The following is a 15567-nucleotide window of genomic DNA, read 5'->3' on the forward strand; positions in this document are numbered from 1 at the left end:
TTAACACACAATTAGTTTGATTAGCTAGTTAAATTATGTTAATACTCTAAAAGACATATTTTAAGTTAATATATCAATTCCATAACCTAAAATATAATTTTCATCAGTAAATTTAAAAATTTCCATTAAAATAAGACTACTTTTTCAATTTTTTTATAGAACTAATATTGGATAGATAAAATTATATTAATTTATAATTTTATCTGTTTAAAGAATTGAATGATTATTTAAGTTTTAGTCTTAAATAATTTAACATTTAAATTGGATAGTAAAAAGTTCAGATTGTTGATCTATTTCAAGGCTTTAAGCACATCGAGATGTTCCTTTTTAAGCGCACCTCCATCAAATAACGAGATCCCTAAAGCACCGTTATTTTTAGCTTCATCTATAGCATTCTGTAGGTCGTCAGCTGTCATACTTGGAATAAAAACACCGGAATGTAATTCTGTATTCCTTCCTTTCAGATCTTCTACTCCCTGTTTAGTAGCATAGCCAATCCAATCAATATCCTCATTATAGAAGTTATGATAGATCATTGGGAGAACGGCATCGATCTTCCACTTATCCCAGCGCTGCCTTACCATATGATCAGCCATTTCAGGATAAGGAAAAACTGCCGCAGTTAAATTTTTACCATTTTCGTGCACTACGGAATAAGCCTCGTCTACAACCGATTTGATCTTATTCAACCTGAATTGTTTCCATTCCATATCCAGTGCCGGATTTTCAAAATCTCTCGGGTTTTTGCCATGCTCTTTTTCAAATTCTGAAATACAAACATCGCAATAGCAGAAATCAAATTCAGGAAGTTCTTCCTCCTGCTGTAGATCATACTTTGGTAAAAGCCCAATTGGTAGAAAAATGTCCGGTAGCCTTATATAATCGAGATGAACACTGGCCACATCCTCCACCTTGGAAAGACCTTCTACCAAACCAAGTACGTGTTCACGGGATTCCTTCCTTGTAGGGCACATCCACTGATAGTAATCTACATAAGGTCTTGTATCATGAGTAGATTTACCGTCACGGCTTACGGCATACCAGTCTGGATGCTCCAAAGCTACGCTGTCTCCAGGTCTATTCATGGCCATGATCCAGGCATGCACTTCTAAACCTTCGTTTTTTGCCAAAGGAGTAACCCTGGAAAGAAGTTCTGGATCTGTATTTGTATTGATCAATACCGCGTCTATGCCATTCTCAGCATACTTTTTATATTCTGCAGTATACGATGAATCTGTTCTCTTATTATTAGCGCCTGTCCATACCCAGATTTTGAAGCCTTCCTTCTTCTTTTCTGATACTTCTGCTGTTGAATCTTTATTTTCTTCGGAATCAGCTGATCTTTCGGCGCAGGAAAATATAGAGATCGCTAACATTAAAATGAAAAGCCTGGAGATTTGTTTCATAAGTAATTAGAGTTTAGTTAAATGACCGTCTTCTTTGATTATATAGGTTTCCCCTGTAAAAGGACTTTTTGCTAAAATATTCCAACCTGTGGAATGGTTTTCGAGTTCTGTATCCAAGACCTGATCGTTAATCTTCATAGGCGTCTTTAAAACTTCCCCTATCTCTTCTGCCCATTTGCCATTTTTACGCTTATAAGCTTTCTGAGCTCTATAAAGTTTAAAAAGTGCCCATTTTATCTGCTCATCCAGCGGAATTTTAAATCCATCTGTTTCACCGGCATTCTTAGAGGAAAAGTATACATAACCCCAATGCTCTGGTTCATGCATATTAATAACTCCCTGGGGTGACCAAACCCAGTTATATTCCGGTAGAAAATCTCCATTTTCATCGGTCTTTCGCGAATAGGTATTTCCATCCAGATCAAAATCCCAGTTAACCCTCGAAAAATTGACACGCCAGAAATTGTTAATATGGCCATCTCCAAAAACATTTGCCTCTTCAAGAACTTCCCATGGAATAGCAACCTCAACACTCCAGAAATTATCTTCATCTGAAGGATCATTCAAAGTACCATTAATGTTTACAGCAGTTCTCAATCCATTGATGGTCCAATTGTCGATAATTGGAGAAGGCTCACGGTAGGGTTTAACAATGAAAAGATCCCAAACCGTGTTCAGGGCATTCATTTCAAATTCCATGTAATTATGGGAATCACCGTCTGGATCTATAAAAATCTCGAAGTCGTTATTGTAAAAAATAACGGTATCTCTTTGTTTTAAAGTAGCCCAAATATGGGGCTCCTCCATCTTTGCATAAAAGTACAGGTAGGTGTCGTCCCATAACATTTTGACATTGGTTCTATATTTTGGAGTTTTCTCACCTTCAATATCTATGAAATCTGAACTATAATCTACCTTGGCCCAGGAAGCTTCGTTGGCAAGACCATCAACTTCAATGGAATCTATAGTTCGATATGCTATATAGCTACGCGGAGTTTTCTGGGAATAGAGTAAAGAACCTCCAAGAAATAACACAACTAATAGGAGTAAAAGTTTATTCATTGTTTACATATAAATGGCTGAATGAATAAAATTTGTCATTTCGGCCGAAAGCGGCCAAAAGATCAGTTATTCATCCTGCTTATAATTCTTAAGCACGTTACGAACACTTCCGTGTTTCATTAATAGTTTTCCAGCCTCCTCTTCTTCAATTCCAAGTTCCTCCATGATCATACGGGTTCCACGGCCTACCAGCTTAACATTGGAAAGCTGCATATCTACCATCTTATTTCCTTTTACTCTTCCCAGTTTGATCATTACGGATGTAGAGATCATATTAAGCACCATTTTTTGGGCAGTTCCTGCTTTCATCCGTGTACTTCCAGTAACGAATTCCGGACCTGTTACCACTTCGATAGGATATTCTGAAGCTTCTGCCAGCGGGCTTCCAGAACTACAGGTAATACAGCCGGTAACAATTCCCTGTTTTCTGCAGTCCTTGATCCCACCAATTACATAAGGCGTAGTTCCTGAAGCAGCGATGCCAATTACCACATCGTTTTCTGAAATATCATGTTCCTGAAGATCTTTCCAGGCCTGGTTGGTATCATCCTCTGCATTTTCTACAGCATTTCTTAAAGCAGTATCCCCTCCAGCGATTAATCCTATCACAATTCCCGGACTCACCCCAAATGTTGGCGGACACTCGGAAGCATCCAGGACTCCCAATCTTCCACTGGTTCCTGCGCCTATGTAAAACAATCTTCCTCCCTTTTTAATTTTAGGAACGATGATATCTACCAGTTTTTCTATATATGTGATCTGTTTTTTAACATTGCCAGCTATAGATTGATCTTCTTTATTAATATTCGACAATAATTCAAGCGTGTTCATCTTTTCCAGATGATCGTAATTCGATACTTTCTCTGTATCCGGATTCTTTTTATTCATCTTCTTCATTTGAAAGTTTTTCAGAGAAAACTCCTTTTTCTCCTGTGTTTCTCCATTTCACTTCCGGGCTTTTGAAATAGTTTATTCCAAGTTCATCCATTCTAAGCCCGTGTTCAGCCAGCCTTTCCGTAAAATCCTGGAAATTTCTCTTTTCAGCATTTGTCCAGGCTACTTCAGCCATGGCAATGCTTCTGGGCCATAACCTGTCGTCTGCCCGGTCATCACTTATCACCAGCTCACTCCAAACAGGAGCTTCCACACCAATAACCCGTTTATCGTTTGTATTGTAACTATAAACCTTTTCCAGGCTCACCCCTTCTTTATTACACCATTTATAAGTGTTTTCCTGGTCTTGAACGTTTCCGTGATCCAGGTAAAAGAATTTACAGAAGGAATCTATTATTTTCTGGTCTTTGGCTATTTCTGTCTCACCGTTCCATCTTTGTACTATAAAACTATCACTTAATTCAGCTTTAGCACTTTCTTCCCAGCCAATGGCAGATTTTTCATATTTTCTAACTATTGCATCTGCTTTTTGAATGAATTCCTCATATAAAGGATCCTCGATCTCATCACCACCAATATGAATCCATTTTCCGGTAGTGATTTCAGATAACTCCTTTATAATATTTTCAACGAATTCATAAGTTTTATCATCTTCCAGGCATAACCTGGTCCAGCCAACATTATAACCATCATATAATTCGGGAGGAGTTGCCCTTTTAGGCTCAATATTTTTATTGTTATCACAGTTCAATTCCGGATAAGAAGCAAGAGCGGCATAAACGTGGCCAGGCATATCAATTTCCGGGATGATCACGATATTTCTCCTGGCAGCATATTCCTGAAGCTCGATATATTCCTTTTGGGTCAAAAATCCCGATCTTCCATTTTTAACTGCACTCTTCCCTCCTGTTTCGGTAAGTTCTGGATATTTTTTGATCTCTATTCTCCAGCCCTGATCATCGCTTAAATGGAGATGTAAACGGTTCATTTTATAAAAAGCCATCCTGTCTATATGCTTCTTTATATATTCCTTTGATAGAAAACTACGGGCCACATCCAGCATACTTCCCCTCCAGGAATAAGCAGGATTATCAGTAATTTCTACAAATTTTAGTTTGATTGAAGAATAAGATTTACCGCTTTCTATTTCTGGCGGGAACATTTGTCTCAAGGTTTGAATCCCGTAGAACATACCGGCCTCGGTTGCACTTTTTATGCTAATTCCAGAAGAATTGATCACTAACTGATATCCCTCCTCACCGAGGTCTGTCTTTAATCCCGCATCTACCTGAAGATTCCAGTTACCACAATTATCACCCTCTTTTAATTCTGTCTTTGTACCTGCAGCCTGAAGTAGTTTCTGGATCCATTTAGTTGAACTAGCGGCAGTTTCATTAAAACAAATGATATTTTTGTTTGGGATACTATAACTTCCCGATTCCCAATTCAAAGTTTGAGGCATAGGAATGATCGAAGGAGTTTCTTCGGAATTTTGCATTCCAAAACCTGATAGGTTCAGGCTTAAAGCAATTCCTAGACAAATGAGATATTTGGTAAAATTTGAAATCATATTTTGGAATTTATCTGGCCAGTTAGCGAACAGGCGCGTTATTGTTCGTAGCGTTCATCAATATTAATTTCAGAAACTTCAATTATAAGTTCTGCCAATTTTCTCGAAACCAAATTAAAAAATCCTTCACCTTTTTCTGAGGTCGCTTTCCTGGGATTTCCAATTCCGGTGTCTTTAGTTACCATAGACCATTGTCTTTCGGCCCAGGCCCATCCTTCCCTGATTCCGGTAATTTTAGATTTATTCTCCTTGCCATCTCCAGCTTTTTCAAGATCTGAAACCAAATCTGGTCTCAGATGCAGCATAAGACTGCTCTCCATTTCATCTGCATGATCACCCTCCTCTTCAAAAAATTCAGTCTTTTCTGAAAACTTGAAAAAATCTGAAGTAACCAGAAACATTTTTGGAAACTTATATCCCAATTCTCTCAGTATAGGTTTGAAATTATTGCCTCCGTGACCGTTTAACAAGATAAATTTGTGAATATTTTGCCGGTCGAGAACTTCAATAATATCATAAAGTATTGCCCGTTGGGTACTTGGAAGCAGGTTAATATCAAGAGTTATATCGGCCTGCCCCGTATTCACTCCAAAGGGGATATTTGGAAGCAGTTTAACCTTAGCTCCATTTTCGAAAGCCAACTTCGCAGCTTCGGCAGCAACCGCCTCTACCTGGTAATTATCTGTTCCGTAGGGTAAATGATAATTATGCGCTTCAGTAGCACCCCAGGTGAGGACAGCAACTTCAATTTCTTCATCCTTAATAATTCTCCAGTTATTTTCAGCTAGAATATAAGGTCTCATGATCTTCTAATTTTATATCCCAATACGGCAAAATATAGGATGAACAGGTAGCATGGTATCATCACCCAGTAAGCATCCTGCGGATTCCAGGTTTCTGCCAAAGCTCCATATGCCAGCGGTATTATTGCTCCCCCGGCTATACCCATCACCAGTAGTGAGGAAGCAGCTTTCGTAAATCTACCTACATCGGCCAGGGCCATGGGCCAGATCGCAGGCCACATTAATGAATTCGCCAATCCTAATAATGCGATAAATGCTAGAGATACATAGCCTTCTGTAAAAATCGCCAGAATGGAGAATACAATTCCCAGTACCGCGGAAACTCTTAAAGCATTTTCCTGACTTATTACCTTTGGAATGGTAATTATCCCTATGATATAACCAATCACCATCGAAACCATGGTTCCGGTAGCAAAATACTTAGCTGTAGTAAGGGCGATTCCCTGTGAGGCACCATAACTTATAATACTATCTGCGGCGATCACCTCTACTCCTACGTAAAGGAAAAGCGTTATAACACCCAGGATAACATGTGGAAAATCGAAAACACTGGTTTTACCCGCGTTGGTTGTTGAAAGAGTTTCATCTTCCTCATCGGTATCTACTTCTGGAAGGCTGGATTTAAAAACCCAAAAAGCCAGTATCAAGAGAACGGCGATTATCCCTATGTATGGTGGGATCACTCTTAAAGCCATTTCATTTAATTCGTTGATCCTTTCGGCGGAAGTGAGGTTGGCTATATCCGATTGCAGTTCATCTGCCTTTTCAAGTTGAAGGAAAAATCCGATCAATATTGGAGCAATAGCCCCGGCAAGTTTATTACAGATTCCCATGATACTTATACGCTTAGCAGCACTTTCTGCCGGGCCAACTATGGTCACGTATGGATTTGATGCAGTTTGCAGAATTGCGAGTCCGCTACCCATTATAAACAAGCCTGAAAGAAAAAGCAGGTAGGTTCTGGTAATAGCAGCAGGAATAAATAACAAGGCTCCAAAAGCCATGATCACCAATGCGACAGACATTCCTTTCTTAAAGCCTAACCAATTCAGGGTTTTGGTTGAAACCGGTGCCATCACCACATAAGCTATATAAAATGCGAAAGTGACGAAAAAAGACTGGAATTTGGTTAGTTCACACGCAATTTCCAGGTAGGGTATTAATAGGGAATTTAGCCAGGTAACGAACCCGAAAATGAAAAATAAAGCTCCTATGATAATTATGGACCGGGTTGTACTTCCTTCTACCCGATTAGCTTTTTCTTCTGCAACTGAGTTTGCCATATTGATTTGAAGTGATATTTAAGATGATAAAGATTTGTTTGAGTCTTTTTTATTCTCGGCTTCTGAAATAATAAGTGCCGCAGCACCTAAGATCGAAATATTATTAGTGTATGCGGTTTGAATTACCAGCATTTCCAGAATCTTTTTGAAAGGAAAGCTTTCCAATGAGTTATATAAACTCGCTTCAAAATATTTAAATGATCTGCTTACCGAACCTCCCAGAAAAATTGCTTCTGGAGAAAGGATATAAAGTATGGTTTTTATAGCGTTGGCCAGATGTACTCCAAATTCATCCAGAATCTTTAGAGCTTCAGGATCACCTTTTTCAGCATTTTTGAAAACGGTGGTTCCGCTCAAATTATATTGCTCCCGGAAAAACTTTCCACTACAGTAATCTTCTATTGTCTTATCTAAATAAGGAATACTGCCCAGTTCTCCGGCACCGGAAAGATTACCGGAATAAAGCTTATTATTCGCTATAATACCTGTGCCAAAACCAGTTCCCATGGTGATCCCTACCATACTCCTGTAATCTTTACCTTTTCCAAAGATCTTCTCTCCGAGAGCAAAAACATTAGCATCATTGGTGATCATCACCTGAATTTTAAAATGATCTTCAAGATGTTTTTTAAGCTCCACTCTTTTCCAGGAAGATATATTCAAAAGATCAAAGACGATTCCTTTTTTCTCATCAACCAGGCCAGGAACCCCTATTCCAATACCTTGTAGGTCATGATCTCCAAGTGATTCGATACCATTAATGAGGTTATGTATTATATCTTCTTTGGAAGCATCAGGGAGGGTTGGAAATTGAACCTCCTGTATCACCTTATTACCTTCAACAACACCAAGATGAATTTTGGTAGCACCAATATCTACTCCTAAAATTTTATTATCCATTAGCTGTTGTTTATAATAATGATTTGGGTAGCTTTATTAAAATAACAAAAGAGTTTTAACAAAGTATGTATATTTTTTTAATTTAAACAAGTACTTATATAATTTTTTTATAAAAGTTGTTGACTTTTATAGAATATGGAACAATTTAGAATTATTCTCTGAAGACATACAAATAAACTATATTTGCAAACTTAATTGAGTTATTTATTGCTATTAAAATAGCTGTGAAATTTGGAGATGAAGAACATTCGGAATTTTTGCATAATCGCACATATTGATCACGGAAAAAGTACTTTAGCCGATCGCTTACTGGACTATACAGGCGCTGTGACCGAAAGGGAGAAACAGGAGCAGTTGCTGGACAGTATGGATCTGGAGCGCGAACGTGGGATCACTATTAAATCTCACGCCATCCAAATGGATTACCTGCATGAAGGTGAAGAATATGTTTTAAACCTTATTGATACTCCCGGTCACGTAGATTTTTCCTACGAAGTTTCCCGTTCTATAGCTGCTTGTGAAGGAGCATTACTTGTAGTAGATGCCGCACAAAGCATTCAGGCGCAAACTATTTCAAATTTGTACCTGGCTCTGGAAAACGACCTGGAAATTATTCCGGTACTTAATAAAGTAGATCTTCCAAGTGCAAATCCTGAAGAAGTTACAGACGATATCGTAGACCTGCTAGGTTGTGATCCTTCTGAAGTGATCCCGGCCAGTGCTAAAACCGGACTTGGAATCAAGGAAATTCTTGATGCCATCATTCAGAGAATACCAGCACCTAGTGGAAAGGTAGATGCACCCTTAAGAGCTTTGATCTTTGATTCGGTTTATAATCCTTTTCGTGGGGTTGAGACTTACTTCCGGGTTATAAACGGTTCCATTAAAAAAGGTGAGAAAATTAAGTTCGTAGCAACAGACAAGACCTATGATGCAGATGAGGTTGGAACGCTGCGCTTAAAGCAATTTCCGAGAAAAGAAATAAAGACCGGTGATGTGGGATACCTAATTACCGGGATCAAGGATGCCCGCGAAGTTAAAGTGGGTGATACCATTACCAGCGCGGTGAATCCTACTACAGAAGCCGTGGCAGGTTTTGAGGACGTAAAACCAATGGTTTTCGCCGGAATTTACCCTGTAGATACTGAAGATTATGAGGAACTGAGAGCTTCCATGGAGAAACTTCAGTTGAACGATGCTTCACTGGTGTTCACGCCAGAGAGTTCTGCCGCCCTGGGATTCGGTTTCCGTTGTGGTTTCCTTGGAATGCTTCATTTGGAAATCATTCAGGAAAGGCTGGAACGTGAGTTCGATATGACCGTAATTACTACGGTTCCTAACGTATCTTATTATGCATATACCAATAAGAATCCAGATGATATTATCCTGGTCAATAACCCATCAGACCTTCCTGAACCTTCTACGCTCAACAGAGTAGAAGAACCTTATATAAAGGCAAGTATCATTACAAAATCAGATTTTGTTGGTCCGGTTATGTCCCTTTGTATCGAAAAAAGAGGGGAGATCACTAATCAGACTTATTTAACGCCGGAAAGAGTGGAATTAACCTTCGATATGCCGTTGGCTGAGATCGTTTTTGATTTCTACGACAGGTTGAAAACAGTTTCAAGAGGTTATGCTTCTTTCGATTACGCTCCAATTGGAATGCGTGAGTCTAAACTGGTAAAAGTAGATGTTCTCTTAAATGCGAATAAAGTGGATGCACTCTCTGCTTTGTTACACGTGGATAATGCCTATGATATTGGTAAGAAAATGTGTGAAAAGCTCAAGGAACTCATACCGAGACAACAATTCGATATTCCAATCCAGGCTGCCATTGGTGCGAAGATCATCGCCCGTGAGACTGTAAAAGCCCTTCGGAAAGACGTTACTGCTAAATGTTACGGTGGAGATATCTCCCGTAAAAGAAAGCTTCTGGAAAAGCAGAAAAAAGGTAAGAAACGTATGCGTCAGGTTGGGAATGTAGAGATCCCACAGGAAGCGTTTATGGCTGTTCTTAAACTGAACGATTAATCATAGAATTTTTATAGCCTTAATCTGGGCGTTCCGCCACCCATGGTCGGCGGCGGGCTATCCGTTCTAGTTTTTGGACGCTATCGCTGCCAAAAAGCTGCCACTGCTATCCCTAACGCAAAAACTAAATAGACCTCACAGGTTTCAGAAACCTGCGAGGTCTTCTTATTCAACCTAATTCCGCAACATTTTTTTATTTTTGTGATATTGAGTTAATCGATAGAAAATCTATCGACTCAAAATAAAGACTACAGACTAAATTATGGCCGGACATAGTAAATGGGCGAATATAAAGCACAGAAAAGGAGCACAAGATAAAAAACGAGCGAAACAGTTCACCAGGGCGATCAAAGAGATCACCGTGGCCGTTAAAGAGGGTGGAGGACCCGACCCTGAAGCTAATCCATCTCTTAGAAACGCGATTCAGAATGCCAAGGGTGTGAATATGCCCAAGGATACTATTGAACGTGCTGTAAAGAAAGCCAGTGGGGCAGATGCTGATAGTTATGAAACAGTAACTTTTGAAGGTTATGGGCCCAATGGAATTGCCATTTTTGTTGAATGTACCACCGATAATACCAATAGAACCGTAGCTTCCGTAAGATCGATATTCTCAAAAAATGGAGGTAGTCTCGGTACCAACGGATCCCTGGAATTCCTGTTTGATAAAAAAGGGGTTTTCGTAATTGAGAGGGAAAAGATCGAATTGGATCTGGAAGAATTCGAATTGGAACTTATTGAAGGAGGAGCATCAAAATTTGAAAAGGATGATGAATTTCTTACCGTTTTTACAGATTTTACAGATTTCGGTTTGATGTCGTCCAAACTAGAAGAGCTCAAGATAGAGCCAAAGAATTCTGAAGTTCAAAGAATCCCGTTAAACACATTGGAATTGCCTGTAGAAGACGCGAAAAAGATTCTAAACCTGATTGAAAAATTCGAGGATGACGATGACGTTCAGAACGTTTATCATAACCTGGAAATTACAGACGAACTAATTGAGGAAATGGAAGAAGAGCAGGCCTAATCCTGCTCTATATTTTCTTCGATATTTTCCTTTTCGTCGCTTTCTCCGCTATCCATTTGTTTACCAAGGTAAACCAGCAAAAAACCTTCTTCGATCTCCACTTCCATACTGTTTGAAGGAATTATACTTAACTCTCCCTCATTGTTTTTAACGAATAAAGGAATGATATCGGAATCGGTTTTGCTTATTTCGATTAAACCTTCGTAATGCTCTTTAGAATTAAGCTCTACTTCATGAATTGAAGGGTACTTTCTGGCAAGATTGGTAAGTTTTATATAATCATCTGTCTGGGAGAACAAGCCTTCTTTAGGATTATTCTCAGGATCATACATTTCATCTGAAGATACCACCCTAAAAGAACCATTTTCACCAAAATGTTTTCTGAACTTTTCAATGGCATTGGTATTCACCTCAGTATTTCCGGTTAAAGCCATAAGATAACCAACATCACTAAGTTCAATATTATTTATTAGATCATCTGAATACACATTCTCCTGAATGGCATCCAGCCCCAGTTCCCTGGCTTTCCTAATGTTCGATCCGTTGCTATCTACAAGCACAACGTGCCGGTTATTCTTCTTCAAATATGAAGCGATAAGCCTGGAAATGGTCGAGGCTCCGATGATCAAAATACCCTGTGAATTCTTTAAAAACACTCCTACAAGTTGGGCAAAAAGCCTTGCTGTAGTGGCATTAAGAAGCACGGTCCCAAGAACGATCATAAATACAAGAGGTGTAATATATTCAGCACCCTCTACACCCTGGCTGGCCAATTCAAGACCAAACAGGGAAGCGATACCTGCCGCTACAATACCTCTTGGACCAACCCAACTAATAAACAGCTTTTCATTTATCTTCAGAGAAGAACCTATACTACTCACAAATACACCAAGAGGCCTAATTACAAGCACTACGGTAGCAAAAAGTATCAATGCCTTGATATCGTATACCAGCAACAGGTCTTCCATATTGATGTTTGCTGCCAGTAATATGAAAAGTATCGAAATAAGAAGTACACTTAAAGATTCCTTGAAATACAACAACTCCTTTAAGTTAGGAAGGTTGATATTACCCATTACCATCCCCATTACCACTACGGCTAAAAGTCCACTTTCATGGGCAAACAGGTCTGCCAGGACGAAAACTCCTAGCACCGTGGCCAGGGTGAGTACGTTCAACAAATAATGTGGAATCACATTCTTTTTTATTGCAAAGGCTAGAGCATGCGCAAAGGTAAAACCAAAGGTAAACCCAAAAAGGACTATCTTACCGAATTCCAGCAAGGCGGTTTCAGTAAATTCAGTACCTGTTCCTGCACTAATAAACTCGAACATCAAGACCGCTACAAGTGCACCGATGGGATCTATCAGAATTCCTTCCCATTTCAAAATTGCTGAAATATCTTTTTTTAACGGTATATTCCGGAGGATTGGAGTAATAACGGTAGGACCTGTTACAATGATAAGTGCAGCAAAAAGAAAACTGATTTGCCAGCTTAGATCGAATATAAAATGAGCCGCGATCCCGGCACCAAAAAAGGTGACAATAACGGCTATTGTTATTAATTTCAGAATAACCGGACCTACATTGAGAATTTCCCCTTTCCGAAGGGTAAGTCCACCTTCAAATAAGATGATCCCTATGGCAAGCGAAACAAAATAAAAGAGGCTATCCCCTGGAAATAATCCAGAACTCCCGTCCCAGATAGGTTCAATGAGCTTAGAACCATCTCCAGTATAATAAGTAGATAATGGCCCTACAGCCAGACCAATTATAATAAGCGGAAGAATAGCCGGTATCTTAAATCTCCACGCTAACCATTGAGCCAAAATACCCAAAATCACTATCCCTGCTAATTCTATCATAGGTTGAATCTTTATTTATAAAAGCTAAAAATAATTAAAATGTTTTACTCTGCGAGTCTAAAGCATAAAGGCTTTCTATAACTCCATGCTGTTAAATGAAGTGAAAAATATTCCATAAGGCTTTAACTTTTTCTATTTTGCGGTGAATTTTTAAAAAATTTAACGATGACTTTATACCCCATCGAAGCAGGAAATTTCAAACTGGATGGTGGCGCGATGTTCGGAGTTGTTCCTAAAAGCCTCTGGAACAGAACAAATCCAGCCGACGATAACAATATGATAGACATCGCAGCGCGTTGTTTGCTTATTGAAGATGGCGACAGGCTCATGTTAATAGATACAGGGCTGGGAGATAAACAAAGTGACAAGTTCTTTAGTTATTATTACCAGTGGGGTGATCATAGCATTGATAAATCACTAAAAAAATACGGTTTTCATAGAGATGACATTACCGATATTTTCATGACCCACCTTCATTTTGACCATTGCGGCGGAAGTATCCAATGGAATAAAGACAGGACAGGCTACGAACCGGCGTTCAAAAATGCCAGGTTCTGGAGTAATGAAGATCATTGGAAATGGGCTACTCAACCAAACGATCGTGAGAAAGCTTCATTTCTGAAGGAAAACATAATCCCAATGCAGCAGAGCGGAAAGTTGCATTTTATTGACAGGGAAGAGGATCAAACTTTTTCAAATTATGACGATCTGGGCTTTGGCGTATTATTTGTAGATGGACATACAGATAAGCAAATGATACCTCATATAGATTATAAAGGCAAAAAACTGGTCTTTATGGCCGACCTTCTTCCTACAGCAGGACACATTCCCTTACCCTATGTTATGGGATATGATACAAGACCGCTTCATACACTTCCGGAAAAGAAGAAGTTTCTGGAAACAGCTGCAGATGAGAATTATTATCTATTTATGGAACACGACGCCCATAACGAAATTATAACACTAAAACATACCGAAAAAGGTGTAAGACTGGATGAAGTTCACACTTTTAACGACATTTTTAATTAAAAGCAATCATGAGAATACCCTATTTTAAAACAATTCTATCCCTGTTTGCGGCAGGTATAATTACCGGATGTAGCAGTACCGCACCAAAGATTGTTTCAACTCCGGTTAAGAACATAGATTCAATTCCCTTAAAGGTTAAGGATCTTTCTGATTCTCAACTAAAGGACTGGACAAATTCAGATCTACTTACAGATACCATCCCAGGTATGAGCGTAAATAAGGCTTATGCTGAAATCATAAAAAAAACGAAGCCATCTCCAGTAATCGTTGGAGTAGTGGATAGTGGAGTAGACATTGAACACGAAGATCTTCAAGGAGTTTTATGGACCAATGCCGATGAAATTCCCGGTAATGGAAAAGATGATGATAATAATGGGTATATAGATGATATCCATGGTTGGAATTTCCTGGGTGATGCCGTTGCCGAACAAATGGAATATACCCGTATTTACAAGCGTCTAAAACCTAAATACGAAGATAAGACCGAAAGTAGCATAAGCACAGCAGATCGTGAAGAGTATAACCTTTTCAAAGCTGCCAAGGCCGAGTATGATAAAGAGTATACTGAAACTACGCAAACCCTTGAGCAATATCGCCAGATAGATCAGCAATTGACCGCTGCTCATAATGCGGTTTCAGCTGAATTAGGCACCGAAGATTACACTAAGGAGCAGCTTTCAGACTTTCAACCACAAACCGATCAAATGACTCAGTATAAATCTATGCTGACTCAAATTCAATATAATGTAGATGAAAATATTCCTGCTGCCTTAAAGGAATTAAAAGATGGTATTGAATATTTCCAGGACAGGCTGGATTCTCATTTCAATATGGATCTGGATGGCCGCGCGGTGGTTGGTGACGATCCTTATGATATTACTGATACAGATTATGGTAACAACCAGGTTTCAGGACCTGAACCAGATAAGGAAAATGTAAAACACGGAACCCACGTTGCCGGTATTATCGCAGCTGATAGAACAAATGAAATTGGTATAAAAGGTGTTTCAAATAATGCTAGGATTCTGGTGGTAAGGGCCGTTCCAGACGGAGATGAATATGACAAGGATATCGCTTTAGGAATTAGATATGCTGTAGACAATGGGGCTAAAGTCATCAATACAAGTTTTGGTAAATACTTTTCTCCGAATCCAGAATGGGTAATAGACGCTATAAAATATGCCGCTGAAAATGATGTTTTAATTGTAAATGCAGCCGGCAACGAAGGATTGAATCTGGATGAAAAAAGAGTTTTCCCTAACGACCAGGAAGTTGGAAATAGCACTGAAATAGCCGACAATTTTCTAACGGTAGGAGCCTTGAACTATGAATATGGGTCAGGTTTGATCGCAGATTTTTCCAATTACGGGAAAGCTAACGTAGATGTGTTCGCTCCGGGTACCAAGATCTGGTCTACCACTCCTAATAACGAATACGAATACTTACAGGGAACATCTATGGCTTCACCAGCTGTAGCCGGGATCGCGGCAATCATTAGAGGTTATTATCCTCAGCTTAGCGCCGCTCAGGTTAAGCAAGTGATCATGGATAGCGGCCTAACTACAAATGCAACCGTAATAGTAGGGGGAGACCGCAGCAATACCAAGAAATTTGAAAGCTTGTCCACTTCAGGCAAGATGGCCAACTTATATAACGCACTTATTTTAGCAGACCAAATCGCAAAAAACAATTAA

Annotated in this window: 12 protein-coding genes; 4 read left to right on the forward strand and 8 right to left on the reverse strand. The window is 39.2% G+C overall.

Going from position 1 to position 15567, the window contains the following annotated elements:
• Positions 1 to 290: 290 nt before the first annotated feature.
• From ML462_RS04645 to ML462_RS04675, 7 genes are all read right to left on the reverse strand, one after another.
• The gene (locus ML462_RS04645; protein ID WP_240712582.1) at positions 291 to 1406 is read right to left on the reverse strand and encodes a glycoside hydrolase family protein; all 1116 of its coding nucleotides are present in this window, start codon (positions 1404 to 1406) and stop codon (positions 291 to 293) included.
• A gap of 6 nt (positions 1407 to 1412) precedes the next feature.
• Positions 1413 to 2468, reverse strand: coding sequence for a carbohydrate-binding family 9-like protein (locus ML462_RS04650; RefSeq protein WP_240712583.1), 1056 nt, complete (start codon positions 2466 to 2468; stop codon positions 1413 to 1415).
• Positions 2469 to 2534: 66 nt separating this feature from the next.
• The gene (gene murQ / locus ML462_RS04655; protein ID WP_240712584.1) at positions 2535 to 3356 is read right to left on the reverse strand and encodes an N-acetylmuramic acid 6-phosphate etherase; all 822 of its coding nucleotides are present in this window, start codon (positions 3354 to 3356) and stop codon (positions 2535 to 2537) included.
• Positions 3349 to 4932: a beta-N-acetylhexosaminidase gene (locus tag ML462_RS04660; protein ID WP_240712585.1), complete on the reverse strand. Its 1584-nt coding sequence runs from the start codon at positions 4930 to 4932 to the stop codon at positions 3349 to 3351. Before ML462_RS04660 ends, murQ begins: the two co-directional genes overlap by 8 nt.
• A 38-nt stretch (positions 4933 to 4970) precedes the next feature.
• On the reverse strand, positions 4971 to 5735 hold the full coding sequence (locus tag ML462_RS04665; RefSeq protein WP_240712586.1) for a creatininase family protein: 765 nt from the start codon (positions 5733 to 5735) through the stop codon (positions 4971 to 4973).
• A complete protein-coding gene (locus ML462_RS04670; RefSeq protein ID WP_240712587.1) occupies positions 5732 to 7018 on the reverse strand; it encodes a sugar MFS transporter in 1287 nt (428 codons plus the stop codon). The genes ML462_RS04665 and ML462_RS04670 overlap by 4 nt, the downstream gene beginning before the upstream one ends.
• A gap of 18 nt (positions 7019 to 7036) precedes the next feature.
• Positions 7037 to 7918, reverse strand: a complete 882-nt coding sequence (locus ML462_RS04675) for an ROK family protein (protein WP_240712588.1) — start codon at positions 7916 to 7918, stop codon at positions 7037 to 7039.
• 237 nt (positions 7919 to 8155) lie between these two features.
• Between ML462_RS04675 and lepA the strand changes: the two genes are divergently transcribed.
• Both lepA and ML462_RS04685 read left to right on the forward strand, forming a co-directional pair.
• Positions 8156 to 9952 carry a translation elongation factor 4 gene (gene lepA, locus ML462_RS04680; RefSeq protein ID WP_240712589.1) on the forward strand — a complete coding sequence of 599 codons (1797 nt, stop codon included), beginning with the start codon at positions 8156 to 8158 and terminating at the stop codon, positions 9950 to 9952.
• 262 nt (positions 9953 to 10214) lie between these two features.
• Positions 10215 to 10979: a YebC/PmpR family DNA-binding transcriptional regulator gene (locus ML462_RS04685; protein WP_240712590.1), complete on the forward strand. Its 765-nt coding sequence runs from the start codon at positions 10215 to 10217 to the stop codon at positions 10977 to 10979.
• On the opposite strand, the gene ML462_RS04690 is transcribed toward ML462_RS04685, so the two are convergent.
• Positions 10976 to 12844 carry a cation:proton antiporter gene (locus tag ML462_RS04690; protein ID WP_240712591.1) on the reverse strand — a complete coding sequence of 623 codons (1869 nt, stop codon included), beginning with the start codon at positions 12842 to 12844 and terminating at the stop codon, positions 10976 to 10978. The genes ML462_RS04685 and ML462_RS04690 overlap by 4 nt on opposite strands.
• A 165-nt stretch (positions 12845 to 13009) precedes the next feature.
• Between ML462_RS04690 and ML462_RS04695 the strand changes: the two genes are divergently transcribed.
• Together ML462_RS04695 and ML462_RS04700 are read left to right on the forward strand one after the other, a co-directional pair.
• Positions 13010 to 13873, forward strand: coding sequence for an MBL fold metallo-hydrolase (locus ML462_RS04695; protein WP_240712592.1), 864 nt, complete (start codon positions 13010 to 13012; stop codon positions 13871 to 13873).
• Between the two features lie 8 nt (positions 13874 to 13881).
• Positions 13882 to 15567, forward strand: a complete 1686-nt coding sequence (locus tag ML462_RS04700) for a S8 family peptidase (RefSeq protein ID WP_240712593.1) — start codon at positions 13882 to 13884, stop codon at positions 15565 to 15567.

Origin of the sequence: Christiangramia lutea (genome assembly GCF_022489035.1) — a bacterium.
GTDB lineage: Bacteria > Bacteroidota > Bacteroidia > Flavobacteriales > Flavobacteriaceae > Christiangramia > Christiangramia lutea.